This window comes from Acidovorax sp. GW821-FHT09A11 (assembly GCF_059418365.1).
In genome coordinates, this window is the sequence record NZ_JBWKPS010000002.1 from 112,195 (window position 1) to 128,613 (window position 16,419).

A 16,419-nucleotide genomic window follows, 5' to 3' on the forward strand; every position below is an offset into this window, starting at 1 on the left:
CTGCCCCCTGCGGGCCCACGCCCTGGACTCCCGTCAAAGCCCCAGAGCGGCGATGCCGGCGCGCGCCACCTGCGCGTCCTCGGTGGACTTCACACCGCTCACCCCCACGGCGCCAAGGCACTGGCCGTCCTTGAGGATCGGCACGCCGCCTTCCAGCAGGCCGTCGATGGCGGGCGCGCTCAGGAAGGCCGTGCGGCCGCCGTTGACGATGTCCTCGTACACCTTGCTCTCGCGGCGCCCCAGGGCGGCCGTGCGGGCCTTGGACGGGGCGATGTGGGACGACACCGCGGCGGCGCCATCCAGGCGCTGCAGCCACAGCAGGTGGCCGCCATCGTCCACGATGGCGATGGTCACGGCCCACTGGTTCTTGAGCGCCTCGGCTTCGGCGGCAGCGGCAATGGCCTTCACGTCGGCCAGTTCGAGTTCATGCTTGGTTTTCATTGGTATACCCGCAAAGGAGAAGAATGCCGGGCCGCGGGAGTCCGCGCCGGCGGGGGAAAGACGGCAAGCATAGCGGCATACGCCCACCCCCTCACCCCCATGCAGGGTGAAAGAACCCTTACCAAAAGTAGGTGACCGGACGCGGATATTGGAAGGCCTCCAGCCGCCACCACCTAGAATTTGCACTGTCTGCGTCGTGCAGGCCAACAAGGAGAGACACAAGATGAATGACCAAGTCACCACCCTGGGGCACTCTGCGGGCTATGGCATCTCGCAGGAGGAGCGCCACAAGGTGCTTCGCAATACCTACTGGCTGCTCGCGCTGAGCATGATCCCCACGGTGCTGGGCGCATGGGTCGGCGTCGCCACCGGCATCACCCAGTCGCTGCGCGGCGGCGTGGGCCTGATCGTGTTCCTGGGCGGCGCGTTCGCCTTCATGTTCGCGATCGAAAAGACCAAGCGTTCGGCAGCCGGCGTGCCCGTGCTGCTGGCCTTCACGTTCTTCATGGGCCTCATGCTCTCACGCCTCATCGGCATGGTGCTGGGCTTCAAGAACGGCACCGACCTCATCATGACGGCCTTCGCCGGCACCGCGGGCGTGTTCTTCGTGATGGCCAGCCTGGCCAGCGTGATCAAGCGCGACCTCTCGGGCATGGGCAAGTGGCTGATGGTGGGCGCGCTGGTGCTCATGGTGGGCGCCGTCATCAACGTGTTTGTCGGCTCCTCGGTCGGCATGATGGCGATCTCGGTCGCTGCCATCGGCATCTTCAGCGCCTACATGCTGTATGACTTGAAGCAGATCCTGGACGGCGGCGAAACCAACTACATCAGCGCCACGCTGGCCCTGTACCTGGACATCTTCAACGTGTTCCAGAGCCTGCTGGCCCTGCTGGGCATCATGGGCGGCGAGCGCGACTGACCCCGTGGCGCGCTCCCGGGCGCCACCTCAAGGCAAAAAGGCTCCTTCGGGAGCCTTTTTCTTGCGCTTCGCACCGCCAAGCCCTCAATAGCGCGGCCAGCGTGCCGATAATGCAAGCACATGTATCGCAAAACCCGCTCCACCGCACTGCGCATGCTGGCCCTGTGCAGCATCCTGCTGCTGGCCGCCTGCAACAAGATCCCTGGCCTGGGCCCGGATCCCAGGATCGTCCAGCGCGAGGAAGAAGCCAAGGCCATCGGCGGCGCCTGCCGCCACGCGCTGCGCGGGCTGGAAGACTGCTACACCCTGAACCCCAAGGCCGCCAAGGCCTCGGTGTTCGCCGGGTGGAAGGACATGGACGCCTACATGCGTGAAAACAAGCTGGAAGGCACGCCTTCGGTGCTCGGCAAGGTGGTCGAGAAACCCGAGCGCGCCGAACGGTCCGGCGATATCGAGACCGAGCCCCGCGACGCGGCTTCGAACCGCAACCGCAGCTAGGGCTAGCGGGCCGCTCTCCCCCCGTGCGCGGCCAGGCCGGCGCACACCGGCTGCGGCGGCCCTTTCTCCCCTCAGGCGCGGTCGAACACCGCCATGCTTTCCACGTGCGCCGTGTGCGGGAACATGTTCACCATGCCGGCCGCCGTGCAGCGGTAGCCCGCCAGATGCACCAGCAACCCGGCATCGCGGGCGAGCGTGGCGGGATTGCAGCTGACATAGACGATGCGTTTGGGCGGGGTCCAGCCTTCGGCCCCGGCGGGCAGCGGGCCCGCACCCTCGGCGCCGATGCGCGCCTGCTCGATGTCGGCGAGCGCCTTGGCCAGCGCGAACGCGCCTTCGCGGGGCGGATCGACCAGCCACTTGTCGGCCGCGCCGTCGGCCACCAGCATCTCCGGGGTCATCTCGAACAGGTTGCGCGCTACAAAATCAGTAGCTGCCAGCGCTTTATGGTCCTGCGCTGCAGCCTGATTCAATGCATAGTTCTCGCGCGAGCGGGCCACCAGGGCCTCGCTGCCCTCGATGCCCAGCACCTCGCGCGCCTGCGTGGCCAGCGGCAGCGTGAAGTTGCCCAGGCCGCAGAACCAGTCGATCACACGCTCGTGGGGCTGCACGTCCAGCAGGCGCAGCGCGCGGGAGACGAGTACGCGGTTGATGTGCGGGTTCACCTGCGTGAAGTCGGTCGGCTTGAACGGCATGGTGATGCCGAAATCCGGCAGCGCATAGGAAAGCTGCTCGCCGCCCTCCTCGAGCAGCTTCACCGTGTCCGGGCCCTTGGGCTGCAGCCACCATTGCACGCCGTGATCGGCGGCGAAGGCGCGCAGCCGGGCGATGTCGCCGGCGCTCAGCGGCTCCAGGTGGCGCAGCACCAGGGCCGTCACGCTGTCGCCGCAGGCCAGCTCGATCTGCGGGCAGGTGTCGCGCGCATCCATGTCGGCGATCAGGGCCCGCAGGGGCATCAGCATGGCGTCTACATGGGGCGGCAACACGGGGCACTGCTGCATGTCCGCCACGTAGCGGCTCTTGCGTTCATGAAAGCCGATCAGCACCTGGCCCTTCTTGATCACATGGCGCACCGACAGCCGCGCACGGTAGCGGTAACCCCAGGCGGGGCCTTCGATGGGGCGCAGCACGGTGCCGGCCTTGACCTTGCCCAGGTGCCACAGGTTGTCTTCCAGCACCCGCTGCTTGACGGCCACCTGGGCGCCCACGTGCAGGTGCTGCATCTTGCAGCCGCCGCAGGCTCCGGCATGCAGGCCAAAGTGCGGGCAGCCGGGGCGCACGCGCTGCGACGATTCGCGGTGGATCGCCGTCAGGCTGGCCTGCTCCCAGTTGTTCTTCTTGCGGTGGGTGTTGGCGGTGACCAGCTCGAACGGCAGGGCACCGTCGATGAAGATGACCTTGCCGTCGGGCTTGCGGGCGACGCCCTGGGCATCCAGGTCCATGGACTGGACCTGCAGCCAGCCCTCGGGCAGATCGCCGTGGGAATCCTGCGCGGTGGGTTCAAACGAGGGGGATAGTTCTTTCGGTTCGCTCATCCCCCGATTGTCTCAGGCCCGGGCCGGTGCCTGCCCGGGGATCGCCGCAGCCTGCCGGCTCGGTCAGGTCAGCCGCGGTCCGCGCGCGCGGGGCGGCCGCCGACGGATCCCATGGATCCCGTGGCGCCCTGCGCGGACGCCAGGGGCAGCTTGTTGACGGTGAGGTCGCAGTTGTAATTGTCCGGCGTGAACACCAGCGTGGCGCCCGGCGCCACCAGCGGCAGGGTCTGGTGGATCTGGTAGGACATGTCCACCGGCGGTTCGGGCGCGCGGTACACGATGTCCTTGTCGGGGCCGTAGACCACGTAGCACGAAGCCGCGGCCGACTGGCTGAAAAGGGCGCCCAGCAGCGCGGCGGCAGCGGCAGTGGCGTATGGGAAGCGGGTCATGGTTCTTCTCCTCGATCTGGCATGTCTGCCTGGGATTATGGAGGCTTTGGCCTGCCGAGCCAATGCAGCCGTGGCTCCATGGCAGCGTCGCGCACCGCCGGGCCCCGCGCGCCCCTTCAACGCAGGTGCAGGTGGTTGGTGTGCTTGACCTCTTCCATCACCGCATAGGTGCGTGTCTCGCGCACGCCGGGCAGTTGCCACAGCACCGCGCCTGCGAACACGCGGTAGGCGTTCATGTCGGCCGAGCGCGTCTTGAGCAGGTAGTCGAACCCCCCTGCCACCATGTGGCACTCCATGATCTCGGGATGCACCTGCACCGCCGCCTTGAACTGGTCGAACACATTCGGCGTGGTGCGGTCGAGCAGCACCTCCACGAACACCAGCATGCCCGCCCCCAGCTTCAGCGGGTTGAGCCGCGCCTCGTAGCCCAGGATGAAGCCGTCGCGCGTGAGGCGCTGTACGCGCGCCAGCACCGCGGTGGGCGACAGCGCGACGGCGTCCGCCAGCTTGAGATTGGCAATGCGCCCATCTTCCTGCAGGATTGACAAAATCTTGCGGTCAATACGGTCCAGATCGGTTTCCATCGTCATGGTGGATAGTGATTTATTCTGACATACCGCCTATTTTCGACCATTTATTCATCCACAGACCAAGGATCATCGCATCCAGCCGCCCCCGGCAGGCCCTGGGGGCCCAACCACCAATACCCCTGATACCCACCGAAAGACACGCCATGACGCAGCCCATCGGCGCCCTGCCCTCTTCCACCAGCCCCGCCGGCTTTGCCCCGCGCTCGCCCCTGGCCAGCCCGTTGCGCGCCGCCATCACCGCGGCCTACCGGCGCCCCGAGCCCGAGGCCCTGGCCCCGCTGCTGGCGCAGGCCCGTTTGCCGCAGGCGATGGCGCAAGCGGCCGGGCAGCTGGCGCTGCGCATTGCGGGCGCCCTGCGCAGCCGCAAGAGCGCCGGGGGCCGCGCGGGCATCGTGCAGGGATTGCTGCAGGAGTTCGCGCTGTCGTCGCAAGAAGGCGTGGCGCTGATGTGCCTGGCCGAGGCGCTCCTGCGCATCCCCGACAAGGCCACGCGCGATGCATTGATCCGCGACAAGATCAGCAACGGCCAGTGGGAACCCCACCTGGGCAAGAGCCCTTCGCTGTTTGTGAATGCGGCCACCTGGGGCCTGCTCATCACGGGCAAGCTGGTGGCCACGCACAGCGAAGGCAGCCTGGGCGCATCGCTCGGCCGCCTGATCGGCAAGGGCGGGGAGCCGCTCATCCGCAAGGGCGTGGACATGGCCATGCGCATGATGGGCGAGCAGTTCGTGACCGGCGAGACCATTGGCGAAGCCCTGGCCAACGCCCGCCAGATGGAAGGCGAGGGCTTCCGCTATTCCTACGACATGCTGGGCGAGGCCGCGCTGACCAGCGAGGACGCCCAGCGCTACTACGCGTCGTACGAGCAGGCCATCCACGCCATCGGCAAGGCATCCGCCGGGCGCGGCATCTATGAAGGCCCCGGCATCTCGATCAAGCTGTCGGCCCTGCACCCGCGCTACAGCCGCGCGCAGTTCGCCCGTGTGATGGACGAGCTGTACCCGCTGGTGCTGCGCCTGACCGAGCTCGCGCGCAGCTATGACATCGGCATCAACATCGACGCCGAGGAGGCCGACCGGCTGGAGCTGTCGCTGGACCTGCTCGAACGCCTGTGCCACGAGCCTTCGCTGGCCGGCTGGAACGGCATCGGCTTCGTGATCCAGGCCTACCAGAAGCGCTGCCCCTTCGTCATCGACTACGTGGTGGACCTGGCGCGCCGCACGCAGCGCCGACTGATGGTGCGCCTGGTCAAGGGTGCCTACTGGGACAGCGAGATCAAGCGCGCCCAGGTCGACGGGCTGGACGACTACCCCGTGTACACCCGCAAGGTGCACACCGACATCTCGTACATCGCCTGCGCAAGGAAATTGCTGGCCGCGCCCGAGGCCATCTACCCGCAGTTCGCCACGCACAACGCGGAAACACTCGCCACCATCTACCACCTGGCGGGCCACAACTACTATGCCGGCCAGTACGAATTCCAGTGCCTGCACGGCATGGGCGAGCCCCTGTACGAGCAGGTGGTGGGCGCCGTCACCGCCGGCAAGCTGGGTCGGCCCTGCCGCATCTACGCCCCCGTCGGCACGCACGAGACCCTGCTGGCGTACCTGGTGCGCCGCCTGCTGGAAAACGGCGCCAACACCTCGTTCGTGAACCGCATCGCCGACGAGACCATCGCGTTGGAGGACCTGGTGAAGAGCCCCGTCGAGGTGGTGGACCAGCAGGCCGCCGCAGAAGGCGGCGCAGGCCTGCCCCACCCGCGCATCGCCACGCCACGGGGCCTGTACGGCCCGCACCGCGCCAACTCGCGCGGGCTCGACCTGTCGAACGAGAACACCCTCGCGCAACTGGACGCGATCCTGCAGGCCACCGCCAGCCAGGGCTGGACCGCCGGCCCCTTGCTCGGCGCCGACGCCGCGCCCGGCGCGCCGATGCCCGTGCGCAACCCCGCGGACCACCGCGACGTGGTGGGCCAGGTGCAGGAGGCCACGGCCGCCGACGTGGATGCGGCCCTGCAACACGCCCTGTGGGCGGCCCCCTTGTGGGCCGCGACGCCCCCGGCCGAGCGCGCCGCCACGCTCGACCGTGCCGCGGGCCTGCTGGAGGACCGCATGCAGCCCCTGCTGGGTCTGCTGATGCGCGAAGCAGGCAAGAGCTGCAGCAACGCGGTCGCCGAGGTGCGCGAGGCGGTGGACTTCCTGCGCTACTACGCCGCGCAGGTCGAATCCACCTTCGACAACACCACCCACCTTCCGCTGGGCCCCGTGGCCTGCATCAGCCCCTGGAACTTCCCGCTCGCCATCTTCATGGGCCAGGTGGCCGCAGCCCTGGCCGCCGGCAACCCCGTGCTGGCCAAGCCGGCCGAACAGACCCCGCTGATCGCCGCCGAGGCCGTGCGCGTTCTGTGGCAGGCGGGTGTGCCGCGCGGCGTGGTGCAGCTGCTGCCCGGCCAGGGCGAGACCGTGGGCGCCCGGCTGATCGGCGACCCGCGTGTGATGGGCGTCATGTTCACCGGTTCGACCGACGTGGCGCGCATCCTGCAACGCGCCATCGCAGGCCGCCTGGATGCCGCCGGCCGCCCCATCCCCCTGATCGCCGAGACGGGCGGGCAGAACGCGATGATCGTGGACTCGTCGGCGCTGGTGGAGCAGGTGGTGGCCGACGCGGTCTCCTCCGCGTTCGACAGCGCCGGCCAGCGCTGCTCGGCCCTGCGCGTGCTGTGCGTGCAGGAGGACGCCGCCGACCGCGTGGTGGAAATGCTCAAGGGCGCCATGGGTGAACTGCGCATGGGCAACCCGGGCACGCTGCAGGTCGACGTGGGCCCGGTCATCGACGCCGAGGCCCAGGCAGGCATCACCGCGCACATCGATGCGCTCAAGGCCAGGGGCCATCGCGTGTTCCAGCAGTGCCGCTGCAGCGCCGATGAAACCGCCCAGGGCACCTTCGTGCCGCCCACGCTGATTGAACTCCACGGCATCCAGGAGCTGCAGCGCGAGGTCTTTGGGCCCGTGCTGCACCTGGTGCGCTATGCCCGCAACGACCTGGACCAGTTGCTCGACCAGATCAACGCCACCGGCTACGGCCTCACGCAGGGCGTGCACACCCGCATCGACGAAACCATCGCCCGCGTGGTGAACCGCGCCCATGCGGGCAACGTCTACGTGAACCGCAACATGGTGGGCGCCGTGGTGGGCGTGCAGCCGTTTGGCGGCGAGGGCCTGTCGGGCACGGGCCCGAAGGCGGGCGGGCCGCTGTACCTGCTGCGCCTGCTGTCGCGGCGCCCGGCCGATGCGCTGGCACGCACCTTCGCCGCGGCGGACCGCACGGCGCCACCCGACGTGGCAGCGCGCGAACCCTGGCTGGCGCCCCTGCACGCACTGGAGCAGTGGGCACACACGCAGGGCCGCCCCGCGCTGGCGGACACCTGCCGCGCGTTCGCCTCCGCCACCCAGAGCGGCACGGCGCGCACCCTGCCCGGCCCCACGGGTGAGCGCAACGTCTACACCCTGGCCCCCCGGCCCCGCGTGCTGTGCCTGGCCCAGGCCGAAGGCGACCTGCTCACGCAGACCGCGGCCGTGCTGGCCTCGGGCGGCAAGGCCCTGTGGCCTTCCACCCAGGCGGGCTTGCTTGCACAGCTTGCCCCGGCCGTCCAGGCCAGCATCGCGGTGGCGGATCAGGTGCTGGACGACGGCCGCATCGAACTGTCCGCCGTGCTGCACCATGGCGATGCGGCTTCGCTGCACGCGGTGTGCGAGGCGCTGGCCCGCCGTCCCGGCCCCATCGTGGGCGTGACCGCATTGCCCCCGGGCGCCACCGACGTGCCGCTGGAGCGCCTGCTGATCGAGCGCGCACTGAGCGTGAACACCGCCGCCGCGGGCGGCAACGCGAGCCTGATGACGATTGGCTGAGGCGGCCTTGCCCGCAGGATCTGAATAAAAACTGCCCCCACGGCTTATCTTTCAAGCGCTGGCAGCTACTTTTTTTATAGCATTTGATCTGGACCACCCCGCGGCGGCGGATCTTCGCCGGCCGGTGCGGGCTGCCGGCCCTGCTCCGCCTGAAAAAAGGCCAGCTGGTCCAGGCCCCAGCGCCCCAGCACCTGGTAGGGCCCGGGCGAGCCGCGGCGGTTGTAGAGCAGCTGGAAGGCATCCACCCTCCATTCAAGAGGCTCCACGCCGTGTTCCTCCACGGCAGAAGGGCCGTAGAGGAGCGTCATGTGCGGCGTGAACGATGGCTCGGCACGCGCTGGCGCAGGGCCTGGCACGCACGCCCGCAGGGCTTGGTGCAGCGCCTGGTGCAGCGCCACCATGCCCGCCACGCCGGTTTCGCTGCCGCACAGGACCAGGGGCCGCCTGGACTGGCGCCCCTGAAAGCTCAGGCAGCGGTCCAGCCGCAGCGAAAACGCCGGTGCGCGAACTTGCGCGGCGGCCGCACACGCCCACCAGACCTTGCGGGGGCTGAACTCGGCATCCCATCCGAGCGAGGCCAGCGTCACATGCAACCGCTCGGTGCGCACCCTGTGGCCCTCCTCCACCTGGCGGGCGGCCGTCTCCTGGTCGCACAGCCGGACAGCGCGGGCGGCCACGGCGCCATCCGCCAGCACGGCGAAAAAGAGGTGGTGGTCATGGCGCCGCGCGGCTGGAGACAAGGGCAGGTTCTCCATCCCCGGCAGCCACCGCAGGCCGTCAGACATCCCGTTGGCTCCTGAAAAAAGGTGGCGTCCCCACGGCACGCCGCTCCTTGCGGACAAGGGTGGCACCGGTACGGACTCGCCCACCGCAGCCCACTGGCCAAAAAGTACAGTTTTTACGCCTCTTACCGGAGGATTGCCAAGGACGAACTGGGAGACCATCGGAGCAAGGCCCAAAGAACCCTCGCCGGCCCCGTGCCACGCCATGGATCGCCCGCCCACCGAAGGAGTCGCAAGATGTTCGATATTTCACAAGCCACCAACATGCTGACGTCCCTGGGCGTCTCCAGCACCCTGGCGGCCAAGGCGGCAGAGCGCACAGCCCAAAAGCATGCGGACGCCGATCCCCTCACCTTCCTGAAAGAGTTGAAGACCACGCTGGAAGAACTGTCCGCGGAAGGCTCCCAGGGCAAGACGGCGGGTACGGCGGCGACACCCGCCACCGTGTCGGAGACCCAGCCCTATCAATCAACCGCCGCCCTGTACAACAAGGACTCCGGGGCCACCACACAGGCCTCGGCCAAGGCCCCCTTCAGCAACCTGGAGGAATTCCGCGAGTGGGAAGACGGCCTGGGCGACACCTTCGCAGCAGACTATGAGCCACCAGACTATGTCAAGGTTCTTTCTTTATCACTTTCTGCGGGAGATGAGCGCACCGTCAGCCGCTACATGTTCTTCAAGAACCATCCCGAGTTTGCCGCTGACTACGAAGCCATCCGCAGCGGCAAGTTGTCCAAGTTCCCCACGGACGGTTCCACACTGGTGAAAAGCGACCTGTCGACGATGACCAAGGAGACGGCCACTTTCTACAAGAAGAACCCCGCCCAACTGCTTGCGGCAGAGGGCTTCAATATGGATCCAACGCTCGTCAAGATGCGCATGGACGGAAAGATTGACGCTCCAGAGGGCGTCCAAGTATCCGAATGGCTCATGGACAACAAATGGACCAAGGACGGGGTTGTTTCCCAGAACAATCGCGTGGTTCTTGCCCGATCCGACTACATCGGCCTGGATGGCAAGGGCGCCGGCACCTATCGTCTGGGCAAGTACGATACGGTGACGGGGAACATTATCGATACCGACGGGCGGGCCTACGATCCGCTCACCGGTGAAGTCCAGGCATAGAAACCCACGGACACCTTCCACCAACATTGAGCCACGCGGCGACATTTCCCGCATGCGGGCACCACGGACGCTTCTTTCAGCGCTGCATTGACAGCATGCCTCGATGTCCCGCGCATCCTGCAGGGCGACTCCCAATTCCGGCAAGGCGCTGGCGGGCCTGATCTTCTGCGTGGGCATGCGCCATTGGGCGAGATTCTCCGGCGTGTTGGGCAGCGTCCTTGCGATCGGGCTACAGCCCGCAATGCCCTTGAGCGGCGGCCCCGCGAAAACCGCAGGCCTCGTCGCGGGCCTGCCCTGATGGCCGCAACACGCGTTCAGTTTCTCTGGCGGGGTGGGTGAAGGAGCGTGACGCAGGCGCGGTCCGCATGCGGTTCTGACCCGCGGCTTGGCGCCTTCGCTACGCCTTTCTCCTACATCGCACCGGGAACCCATGGCAACACCCGGGCCCGCATGGGAAGATAGCCTGAGCACCACCGGACAGAAATAGGAAACCGAGTCGCCATGAGTATCGTCGTCTACTGGCAAGAACAGCCCGGGGTGCCTGGGATGGAGATTTTTGACTCCGGAAAACTCCAGGCCGCGCTGGCTCTGTGCGAGATCAAACGCAAGGAAGGAAAGCGCCATGTGTGCATCTCGAGCGAACTGGCGGAGAGCGTGGGGCATGCCGGTGTGAATACGGTGGCAGATCGGCGGCTGCCAGATGGCTCGCCCTACGATTGGACGAAGTCCCACCGTGGCGCGGGCCCCCAAAATCCTGGAGGCAAGACCGGCGGGCAGTGAAATCCCGCTACGAGGAAGCTTCTGCCCTGGCCACCCGGTGTGCAGCCGCGTCGCCGCACTGCCGCGCGCCAGCCCAAGCGACCCACTGGATGATTTTTCAACGTACCCAAGGGGCTGCCATGATCAATCCCATCCCCGCAAAACCCCAGACGCACGAGCCCGAAACTCCGGAGAGGCCGAATCCTGTGCCGAGCGAGTCCGAGCCGGAAAGCCGCCCCGTCCCCGCCTCGGTGCCGGAGAAGCCCGGCGAGGTGAAACCCGCGTATCCCGAGCCGGACATTCCCGGCCAGTAGCGCGGGCTGGACGCCCGCGCGGGCGCCTCCATCGGCAGCACGCAACACAACGCCTGCGTGGCCTGGATCGGCCCGTGATTCCAGTACGCCCCGCCCGCCCAGGCGAGCACCCCGTGTCCAGCGTTCCAGACCCTCTTATTGCAATTGATAATTCATTTGCAATAATATAAACCCATGGAACACCGCCACCATCCCTACTTTCATCGCAAGGCCTGGGAGCGCACGCACCCGATTCGTGCCTGCCGGATCTCCATGGGCGGCATGGTGACGCAAGGCCTGGCCGCGCAGCGCCACGGTATGGTTTTGCAGGGGCGCAGCGCCGACTGCGCGGCCGAAGCGGCGGGCGCATGAGGGGTGTTGCAAGCCTGCTGATGGCCGGCGCCTGGAAACGGGGCGTGGGTGCGCTGGCGCTGATCGCGCTGCTGTGGCTCGCCGTGGCCTGGGCGATCTCCTGATGACAGCCCTCCCCCAACACGCGGCGATCCGCCTGCGCAACCTGACCGTGGCTTACCGCGGCCACCCGGCCGTGCACCACGTGTCGGGTGACTTCGCACCGGGTTCGCTCACCGCCATCGTCGGGCCCAACGGCGCGGGCAAGACCACCTTGCTGGCGGCCATCATGGGCCGCGTCTCGCCGGTCGAAGGGGAGGTGCAGCGCGCCGCCGGCCGCATCGCCTGGCTGCCGCAGCAGGCCGAGATCGACCGCAGCTTTCCGATCCGCGTGTTCGATCTGGTCGCGCTGGGCCACTGGTCGCGCGTCGGAAGTCTGCGCGGACTCGACGCGCCGCAGCGCGACGCCGTGCACCACGCGCTCGATGCGGTCGGCCTGGCCGGCTTCGAACGCCGCGGGATCGCCGAGCTGTCCGCGGGCCAATTCCAGCGCGTGCTGTTCGCGCGCGTGCTGCTGCAGGATGCGCCAGTGATCCTGCTCGATGAGCCCTTCAACGCCATCGATGCGCGCACCACCGCCGACCTGCTCGCCGTAGTGGCCCGCTGGCACGCCGAGTCGCGCACCGTCATCGCGGTGCTGCACGATCTGGAACAGGTGCGCCGGCATTTCGACCGAACGCTGTTGATGGCGCGGCGCTGCGTGGCCTGGGGACCGACCGCAGAGGTGCTGCACGCCGAGCACCTGTTCCGCGCCCGGCAGATGGCCGAGGCCTGGGACGACGATGCGGCGTTGTGCGAGGAAGCCGCGTGACGCTGGCATCGCTGCTCCTCCAGCCGTTCTCCGAGTACGGCTTCATGCGCCGCGCGCTGGTCGCGACGCTGGCCCTGAGCCTCGGCAGCGCGCCGATGGGCACGCTGCTGGTGCTGCGACGCATGAGCCTGGTGGGCGATGCCATGGGCCACGCGCTGCTGCCGGGGGCCGCGCTGGGGTTTCTGATCGCCGGCTTCTCGCTGCCGGCCATGAGCCTGGGCGGTTTCTTCGCGGCGCTGGCGGTCGCGCTCGCAGCGGGCTTCGTGACGCGGACCACGTCGCAGCGCGAGGATGCGAGTTTCGCGGCCTTCTATTTGATCGCGCTCGCGCTGGGCGTGCTGATGGTCTCGACGCACGGCAGCAGCGTCGATCTGATGCACCTGCTGTTCGGCACCATCCTGGCCGTGGACGATGCGGCGCTGCTGCTCATCGCCAGCGTCGCCAGCGTGACGCTGGCCGTCCTGGCCGTGATCTATCGGCCGCTGGTGGTGGAGTGCCTGGACCCTGGATTTCTTCGCAATGTCGGCGGCCGCGGCATGCTGGTGCATGGCATCTTCCTGGTATTGACCGTCGCGAATCTGGTGGCGGGCTTCCAGGCCCTGGGCACCCTCATGGCCGTCGGCCTGATGATGCTGCCCGCCACGGCGGCGCGCTTCTGGGCGGCGGAAGTCTGGAGCCTGGCGCTGGTGGCGGCCGTCATCGCGGCGCTCTCGGGCTTCATCGGCCTGCTGCTGTCGTACCACGCGCAGTGGCCGTCGGGCCCGGCCATCGTGCTGGTCGCGGGCATCGCCTATCTGCTCTCCGTCGCCGCGGGCCCCCGCGACGGCCTTCTCTGGCGCCACCGGCGCCGTCCACACCGCAAGGCCTGAAATGACCCTCTCCCGCCGATCTTCCGTCGCGGCGCTGCTGCTGGCACTGGCTGCCTCTCCCGCGTTGGCTCAGTCCGAACGGCCACTACGGGTCGTTGCCAGCTTTTCCATCCTGGCGGACATCGTTCGCGAGGTGGGCGGCGATGCCGTCGACATCGTCGCCCTGGTCGGCCCCGATGCCGATGCGCACGTGTTCCAGCCCAGCCCGGCGGACGCCCGCCACCTGGCCCGCGCCGACCTGGTCGTGGTCAACGGCCTGGGGTTCGAAGGCTGGATCGATCGCCTGGTGCGGGCCTCGGGCTATCGCGGCAAGGTGGTCATCGCGAGCCAGGGCGTGAAGCTGCGCAAGGATGGGCACGGCCACGGGGGCAAGCCGGGCCACGGCAGCGATCCGCACGCCTGGCAGGACCTCGCGAACGCTGAGCGCTACGTTGCGAACGTGCGCGACGCGCTCAGCAGCGCGCGGCCTGCGCAAGCAGGCGTCTTCATCCAGCGCGCGGCGCGCTACACCGAGCAGATCCGGGCGCTCGACCGCGAGGTGCGTGCGCAGCTCGCGGCCGTGCCGCGCCCCAAGCGCCGGGTGATCACCTCGCACGATGCCTTCGGCTACTTCGGTGCGGCCTATGGCGTCGACTTCCTGTCGCCGCAGGGCGTGAGCACCGACGGCGAGGCTTCGGCCGCCGATGTGGCGAAGCTGATCGACCAGATCCGCCGGCAGGACGTGCGCGCGGTGTTTGTCGAGAACATCACCGATCCGCGCCTGGTGGAGCGCATCGCGAAGGAAGGCGGCGCGGTGCTGGGCGGCAGGCTGTACTCGGACGCGCTCTCGGTGCCCGGCACCGAGGCCGACACCTACCTCAAGCTCTTCGCGCACAACGCCAAGGCGCTGGCTTCCGGCCTGGCGGGGACGCGGTGACCGACGGATTGGCAGCCCACCCCGCGGCCTCGGGGCGCGCACCAGACTCCGTCTGTTCCGGCGTTGCCCATGGGCGTACCGCGAACGCGCGGTGCATGAGTTCTTCATCCCGTTGACGGTGACCGGCTGCGCGGCAATGCGGCGGCTTGCCCTTCCAGCACTGCCCCTGGCAGCTCAGTCCTCGTCCAGCGCCTGAAACCGGTCCGCCAGGAAATCCACCAGCGCCCGCACCGCCGGCAGCAGCCCGCGCCGCGAGGCGAACACCGCGTGGATGATCTCGCGGCGCGGCGCCCAGCCGGGGATTACGTGGACCAGCTGGCCGTGCTCGATCTGCTCGCGCACCATCATGGAGGGCAGCTGCACCACGCCCACGCCTGCGATGGCGGCGGCCCGCAGCGCCAGCATCCCGCGTGTGATCAGGCGCGGCCGGTGGCGAATGGCCGCCCGGGCATCCTCGGGGCCGACAAGGTTCCACACATGCTCGTGCTGCGGCAGGCCCAGGTCCATGCTCGGCAGGCCCGCCAGGTCGGCGGGTGTTTTTGGTATGCGATTGGACAGCAGGCGCGGACATGCCACCAGGCATTGCCCGCGCTCCGCAAGCACGCGCATCACCAGGTCGCTGTCCTCGATCGGCGGTGGACGCACGCGGATGGCCACGTCGATCCCCTCGCCCACCACGTCCACGCGCCGATTGGTTTCCTCCAGATGGATCTCCACGCGCGGATGCGCCACCATGAAAGCCGCCACCATGTCGGCGATGCGCGCATCGAGCAGCGCCACCGGGCAGGTCATGCGCACGATGCCCCGTGGTTCGGCATGCGCCAGCGCAATGGCTTCGTCGGCGGCCTCGGCCTCCACCAGCATCGCCTTGCAATGGCCATAGTAGGTCTGGCCGGTCTCGGTGACGGCAAAACGCCGGGTGGACCGCTGGATCAGGCGCGTCCCCAGGCGCTCTTCCAGCAGCGCGATGCGCCGGCTCAGCTTGGACTTGGGCATGCCCAGCGCGCGACCGGCCGGCGCGAAGCCGCCGTGGTCCACCACCTGCACGTAGTAGTAAAGATCGTTCAGGTCTTTCATCAGGGACAGGCCTTATCGTTCCTTAAATAGAACTCTGACGGCAAATATTGCCAACTACCGGGATCATCGTTCAAACCATATTCTCTATCCATCGGCCAAGACCTTTGTCTGGCGACGCAAGGAGATGCAAATGAAGAAAGTTCTCGGTGTCTACAGCGCTCCCCGTCCACACTGGGTGGGCGATGGTTTCCCTGTCCGCTCGCTGTTTGGCTATGACGGCCTGGGCCAGCACCTGAGCCCGTTCCTGCTGCTCGATCACGCGGCGCCGACGCCCTTCGGGCCAGCCATGCGCCCTCGCGGCGTCGGCCAGCATCCGCACCGAGGCTTCGAGACCGTGACCATCGTCTACCAGGGTGAACTGGAGCACAAGGACTCCACCGGTGCGGGCGGCCTGATCGGCCCTGGTGACGTGCAGTGGATGACCGCCGGCGGCGGCATCCTGCACGAGGAATTCCACTCGCGCGCCTTCACCGAACGCGGGGGCACCATCGAGATGGTGCAGCTCTGGGTCAACCTGCCCGCGAAGGACAAGATGGCCGCGCCGGGCTACCAGACCCTGGTGGATGCGCAGATTCCAACCGTGGACCTGCCCGAGGGCGCGGGCCGGGTGCGGGTGATTGCCGGCGAGTTCGACGGACATCGCGGCCCGGCGCGCACCTTCACGGCGATGGACGTGTGGGACATCCGTATCGGCCAGGGCAGCGTGGGCCGCTTCGACGCGAAGGACGGCCATACGCTGGCGCTGGTCGTGCTGCACGGCACGGTGCTGGTCAACGGCAGTGCGGTCGCACGCGAAGGCCAGTTGGTGCACCTCGAGCGCGCCGGCAGCGGCGTGGAGATCGAGGCCCACAGCGATGCGACCGTGCTGTGGCTGTCGGGCGAACCGATCGACGAGCCTGTGGTGGGCTACGGCCCCTTCGTGATGAACAGCGAGGCCGAGATCCGCCAGGCCATGGCCGACTTCAGCAGCGGCCGCTTCGGCCTGATGACGGCCTGAGCACACGAGGCTTTCCAGAAGGAAGGCCTCCCCTCTTTTCCCTTCGGCGCGGTGTTGGCTTTCCGGACTTGCTGGCCGGAGGGGCACGGCTGCGTCCCA

The 16,419-nt window shown here is 68.2% G+C and carries 17 protein-coding genes; 11 read left to right on the forward strand and 6 right to left on the reverse strand.

The window, feature by feature from the left end:
- Nucleotides 1–33: 33 nt before the first annotated feature.
- The gene (locus AC07PV_RS04500; RefSeq protein ID WP_218297558.1) at nt 34–441 is read right to left on the reverse strand and encodes a GlcG/HbpS family heme-binding protein; all 408 of its coding nucleotides are present in this window, start codon (nt 439–441) and stop codon (nt 34–36) included.
- Nucleotides 442–664: 223 nt separating this feature from the next.
- Here AC07PV_RS04500 and AC07PV_RS04505 point away from each other — a divergent pair, with 223 nt between their 5' ends.
- Both AC07PV_RS04505 and AC07PV_RS04510 read left to right on the forward strand, forming a co-directional pair.
- On the forward strand, nt 665–1,360 hold the full coding sequence (locus tag AC07PV_RS04505) for a Bax inhibitor-1/YccA family protein (protein WP_010458089.1): 696 nt from the start codon (nt 665–667) through the stop codon (nt 1,358–1,360).
- Between the two features lie 120 nt (nt 1,361–1,480).
- Nucleotides 1,481–1,858 (forward strand): hypothetical protein, encoded by a 378-nt coding sequence (locus AC07PV_RS04510; RefSeq protein ID WP_218297559.1) that lies wholly within the window; start codon nt 1,481–1,483, stop codon nt 1,856–1,858.
- A 71-nt stretch (nt 1,859–1,929) separates the two neighbouring features.
- On the opposite strand, the gene rlmD is transcribed toward AC07PV_RS04510, so the two are convergent.
- The 3 genes from rlmD to AC07PV_RS04525 all read right to left on the reverse strand — a co-directional run bounded on the left by rlmD (nt 1,930) and on the right by AC07PV_RS04525 (nt 4,372).
- Nucleotides 1,930–3,393, reverse strand: a complete 1,464-nt coding sequence (gene rlmD / locus AC07PV_RS04515) for a 23S rRNA (uracil(1939)-C(5))-methyltransferase RlmD (RefSeq protein ID WP_492807648.1) — start codon at nt 3,391–3,393, stop codon at nt 1,930–1,932.
- Nucleotides 3,394–3,461: 68 nt separating this feature from the next.
- Nucleotides 3,462–3,782 (reverse strand): hypothetical protein, encoded by a 321-nt coding sequence (locus AC07PV_RS04520; RefSeq protein ID WP_218297561.1) that lies wholly within the window; start codon nt 3,780–3,782, stop codon nt 3,462–3,464.
- A gap of 116 nt (nt 3,783–3,898) precedes the next feature.
- Complete coding sequence (locus tag AC07PV_RS04525; RefSeq protein ID WP_218297562.1) at nt 3,899–4,372, reverse strand: Lrp/AsnC ligand binding domain-containing protein; 474 nt, start codon at nt 4,370–4,372, stop codon at nt 3,899–3,901.
- Nucleotides 4,373–4,515: 143 nt separating this feature from the next.
- Between AC07PV_RS04525 and putA the strand changes: the two genes are divergently transcribed.
- Nucleotides 4,516–8,280 (forward strand): trifunctional transcriptional regulator/proline dehydrogenase/L-glutamate gamma-semialdehyde dehydrogenase, encoded by a 3,765-nt coding sequence (gene putA / locus AC07PV_RS04530; RefSeq protein ID WP_494629531.1) that lies wholly within the window; start codon nt 4,516–4,518, stop codon nt 8,278–8,280.
- Nucleotides 8,281–8,354: 74 nt separating this feature from the next.
- On the opposite strand, the gene AC07PV_RS04535 is transcribed toward putA, so the two are convergent.
- On the reverse strand, nt 8,355–9,065 hold the full coding sequence (locus tag AC07PV_RS04535; protein ID WP_494629533.1) for a 2'-5' RNA ligase family protein: 711 nt from the start codon (nt 9,063–9,065) through the stop codon (nt 8,355–8,357).
- Between the two features lie 234 nt (nt 9,066–9,299).
- Between AC07PV_RS04535 and AC07PV_RS04540 the strand changes: the two genes are divergently transcribed.
- The 7 genes from AC07PV_RS04540 to AC07PV_RS04570 all read left to right on the forward strand — a co-directional run bounded on the left by AC07PV_RS04540 (nt 9,300) and on the right by AC07PV_RS04570 (nt 14,246).
- A complete protein-coding gene (locus AC07PV_RS04540) occupies nt 9,300–10,187 on the forward strand; it encodes a hypothetical protein (protein ID WP_492255200.1) in 888 nt (295 codons plus the stop codon).
- Between the two features lie 501 nt (nt 10,188–10,688).
- Complete coding sequence (locus AC07PV_RS04545; protein ID WP_218297565.1) at nt 10,689–10,967, forward strand: hypothetical protein; 279 nt, start codon at nt 10,689–10,691, stop codon at nt 10,965–10,967.
- Between the two features lie 119 nt (nt 10,968–11,086).
- Nucleotides 11,087–11,260 (forward strand): hypothetical protein, encoded by a 174-nt coding sequence (locus tag AC07PV_RS04550; RefSeq protein ID WP_494629534.1) that lies wholly within the window; start codon nt 11,087–11,089, stop codon nt 11,258–11,260.
- 174 nt (nt 11,261–11,434) lie between these two features.
- The gene (locus AC07PV_RS04555) at nt 11,435–11,611 is read left to right on the forward strand and encodes a hypothetical protein (protein WP_494629535.1); all 177 of its coding nucleotides are present in this window, start codon (nt 11,435–11,437) and stop codon (nt 11,609–11,611) included.
- A 103-nt stretch (nt 11,612–11,714) separates the two neighbouring features.
- Nucleotides 11,715–12,461, forward strand: coding sequence for a zinc ABC transporter ATP-binding protein AztA (gene aztA, locus AC07PV_RS04560; RefSeq protein WP_494629537.1), 747 nt, complete (start codon nt 11,715–11,717; stop codon nt 12,459–12,461).
- Entirely contained in the window at nt 12,458–13,330 is an 873-nt protein-coding gene (locus AC07PV_RS04565; protein WP_494629538.1) for a metal ABC transporter permease, read from the forward strand. The genes aztA and AC07PV_RS04565 overlap by 4 nt, the downstream gene beginning before the upstream one ends.
- A gap of 1 nt (nt 13,331) precedes the next feature.
- On the forward strand, nt 13,332–14,246 hold the full coding sequence (locus tag AC07PV_RS04570) for a metal ABC transporter solute-binding protein, Zn/Mn family (protein WP_494629540.1): 915 nt from the start codon (nt 13,332–13,334) through the stop codon (nt 14,244–14,246).
- Nucleotides 14,247–14,420: 174 nt separating this feature from the next.
- On the opposite strand, the gene AC07PV_RS04575 is transcribed toward AC07PV_RS04570, so the two are convergent.
- Nucleotides 14,421–15,323, reverse strand: a complete 903-nt coding sequence (locus tag AC07PV_RS04575) for a LysR family transcriptional regulator (RefSeq protein WP_492244979.1) — start codon at nt 15,321–15,323, stop codon at nt 14,421–14,423.
- A gap of 130 nt (nt 15,324–15,453) precedes the next feature.
- On the opposite strand from AC07PV_RS04575, the gene AC07PV_RS04580 reads away from it, so the two are divergent.
- Nucleotides 15,454–16,320: a pirin family protein gene (locus tag AC07PV_RS04580; protein ID WP_494629541.1), complete on the forward strand. Its 867-nt coding sequence runs from the start codon at nt 15,454–15,456 to the stop codon at nt 16,318–16,320.
- The last annotated feature ends 99 nt before the right edge of the window (nt 16,321–16,419 follow it).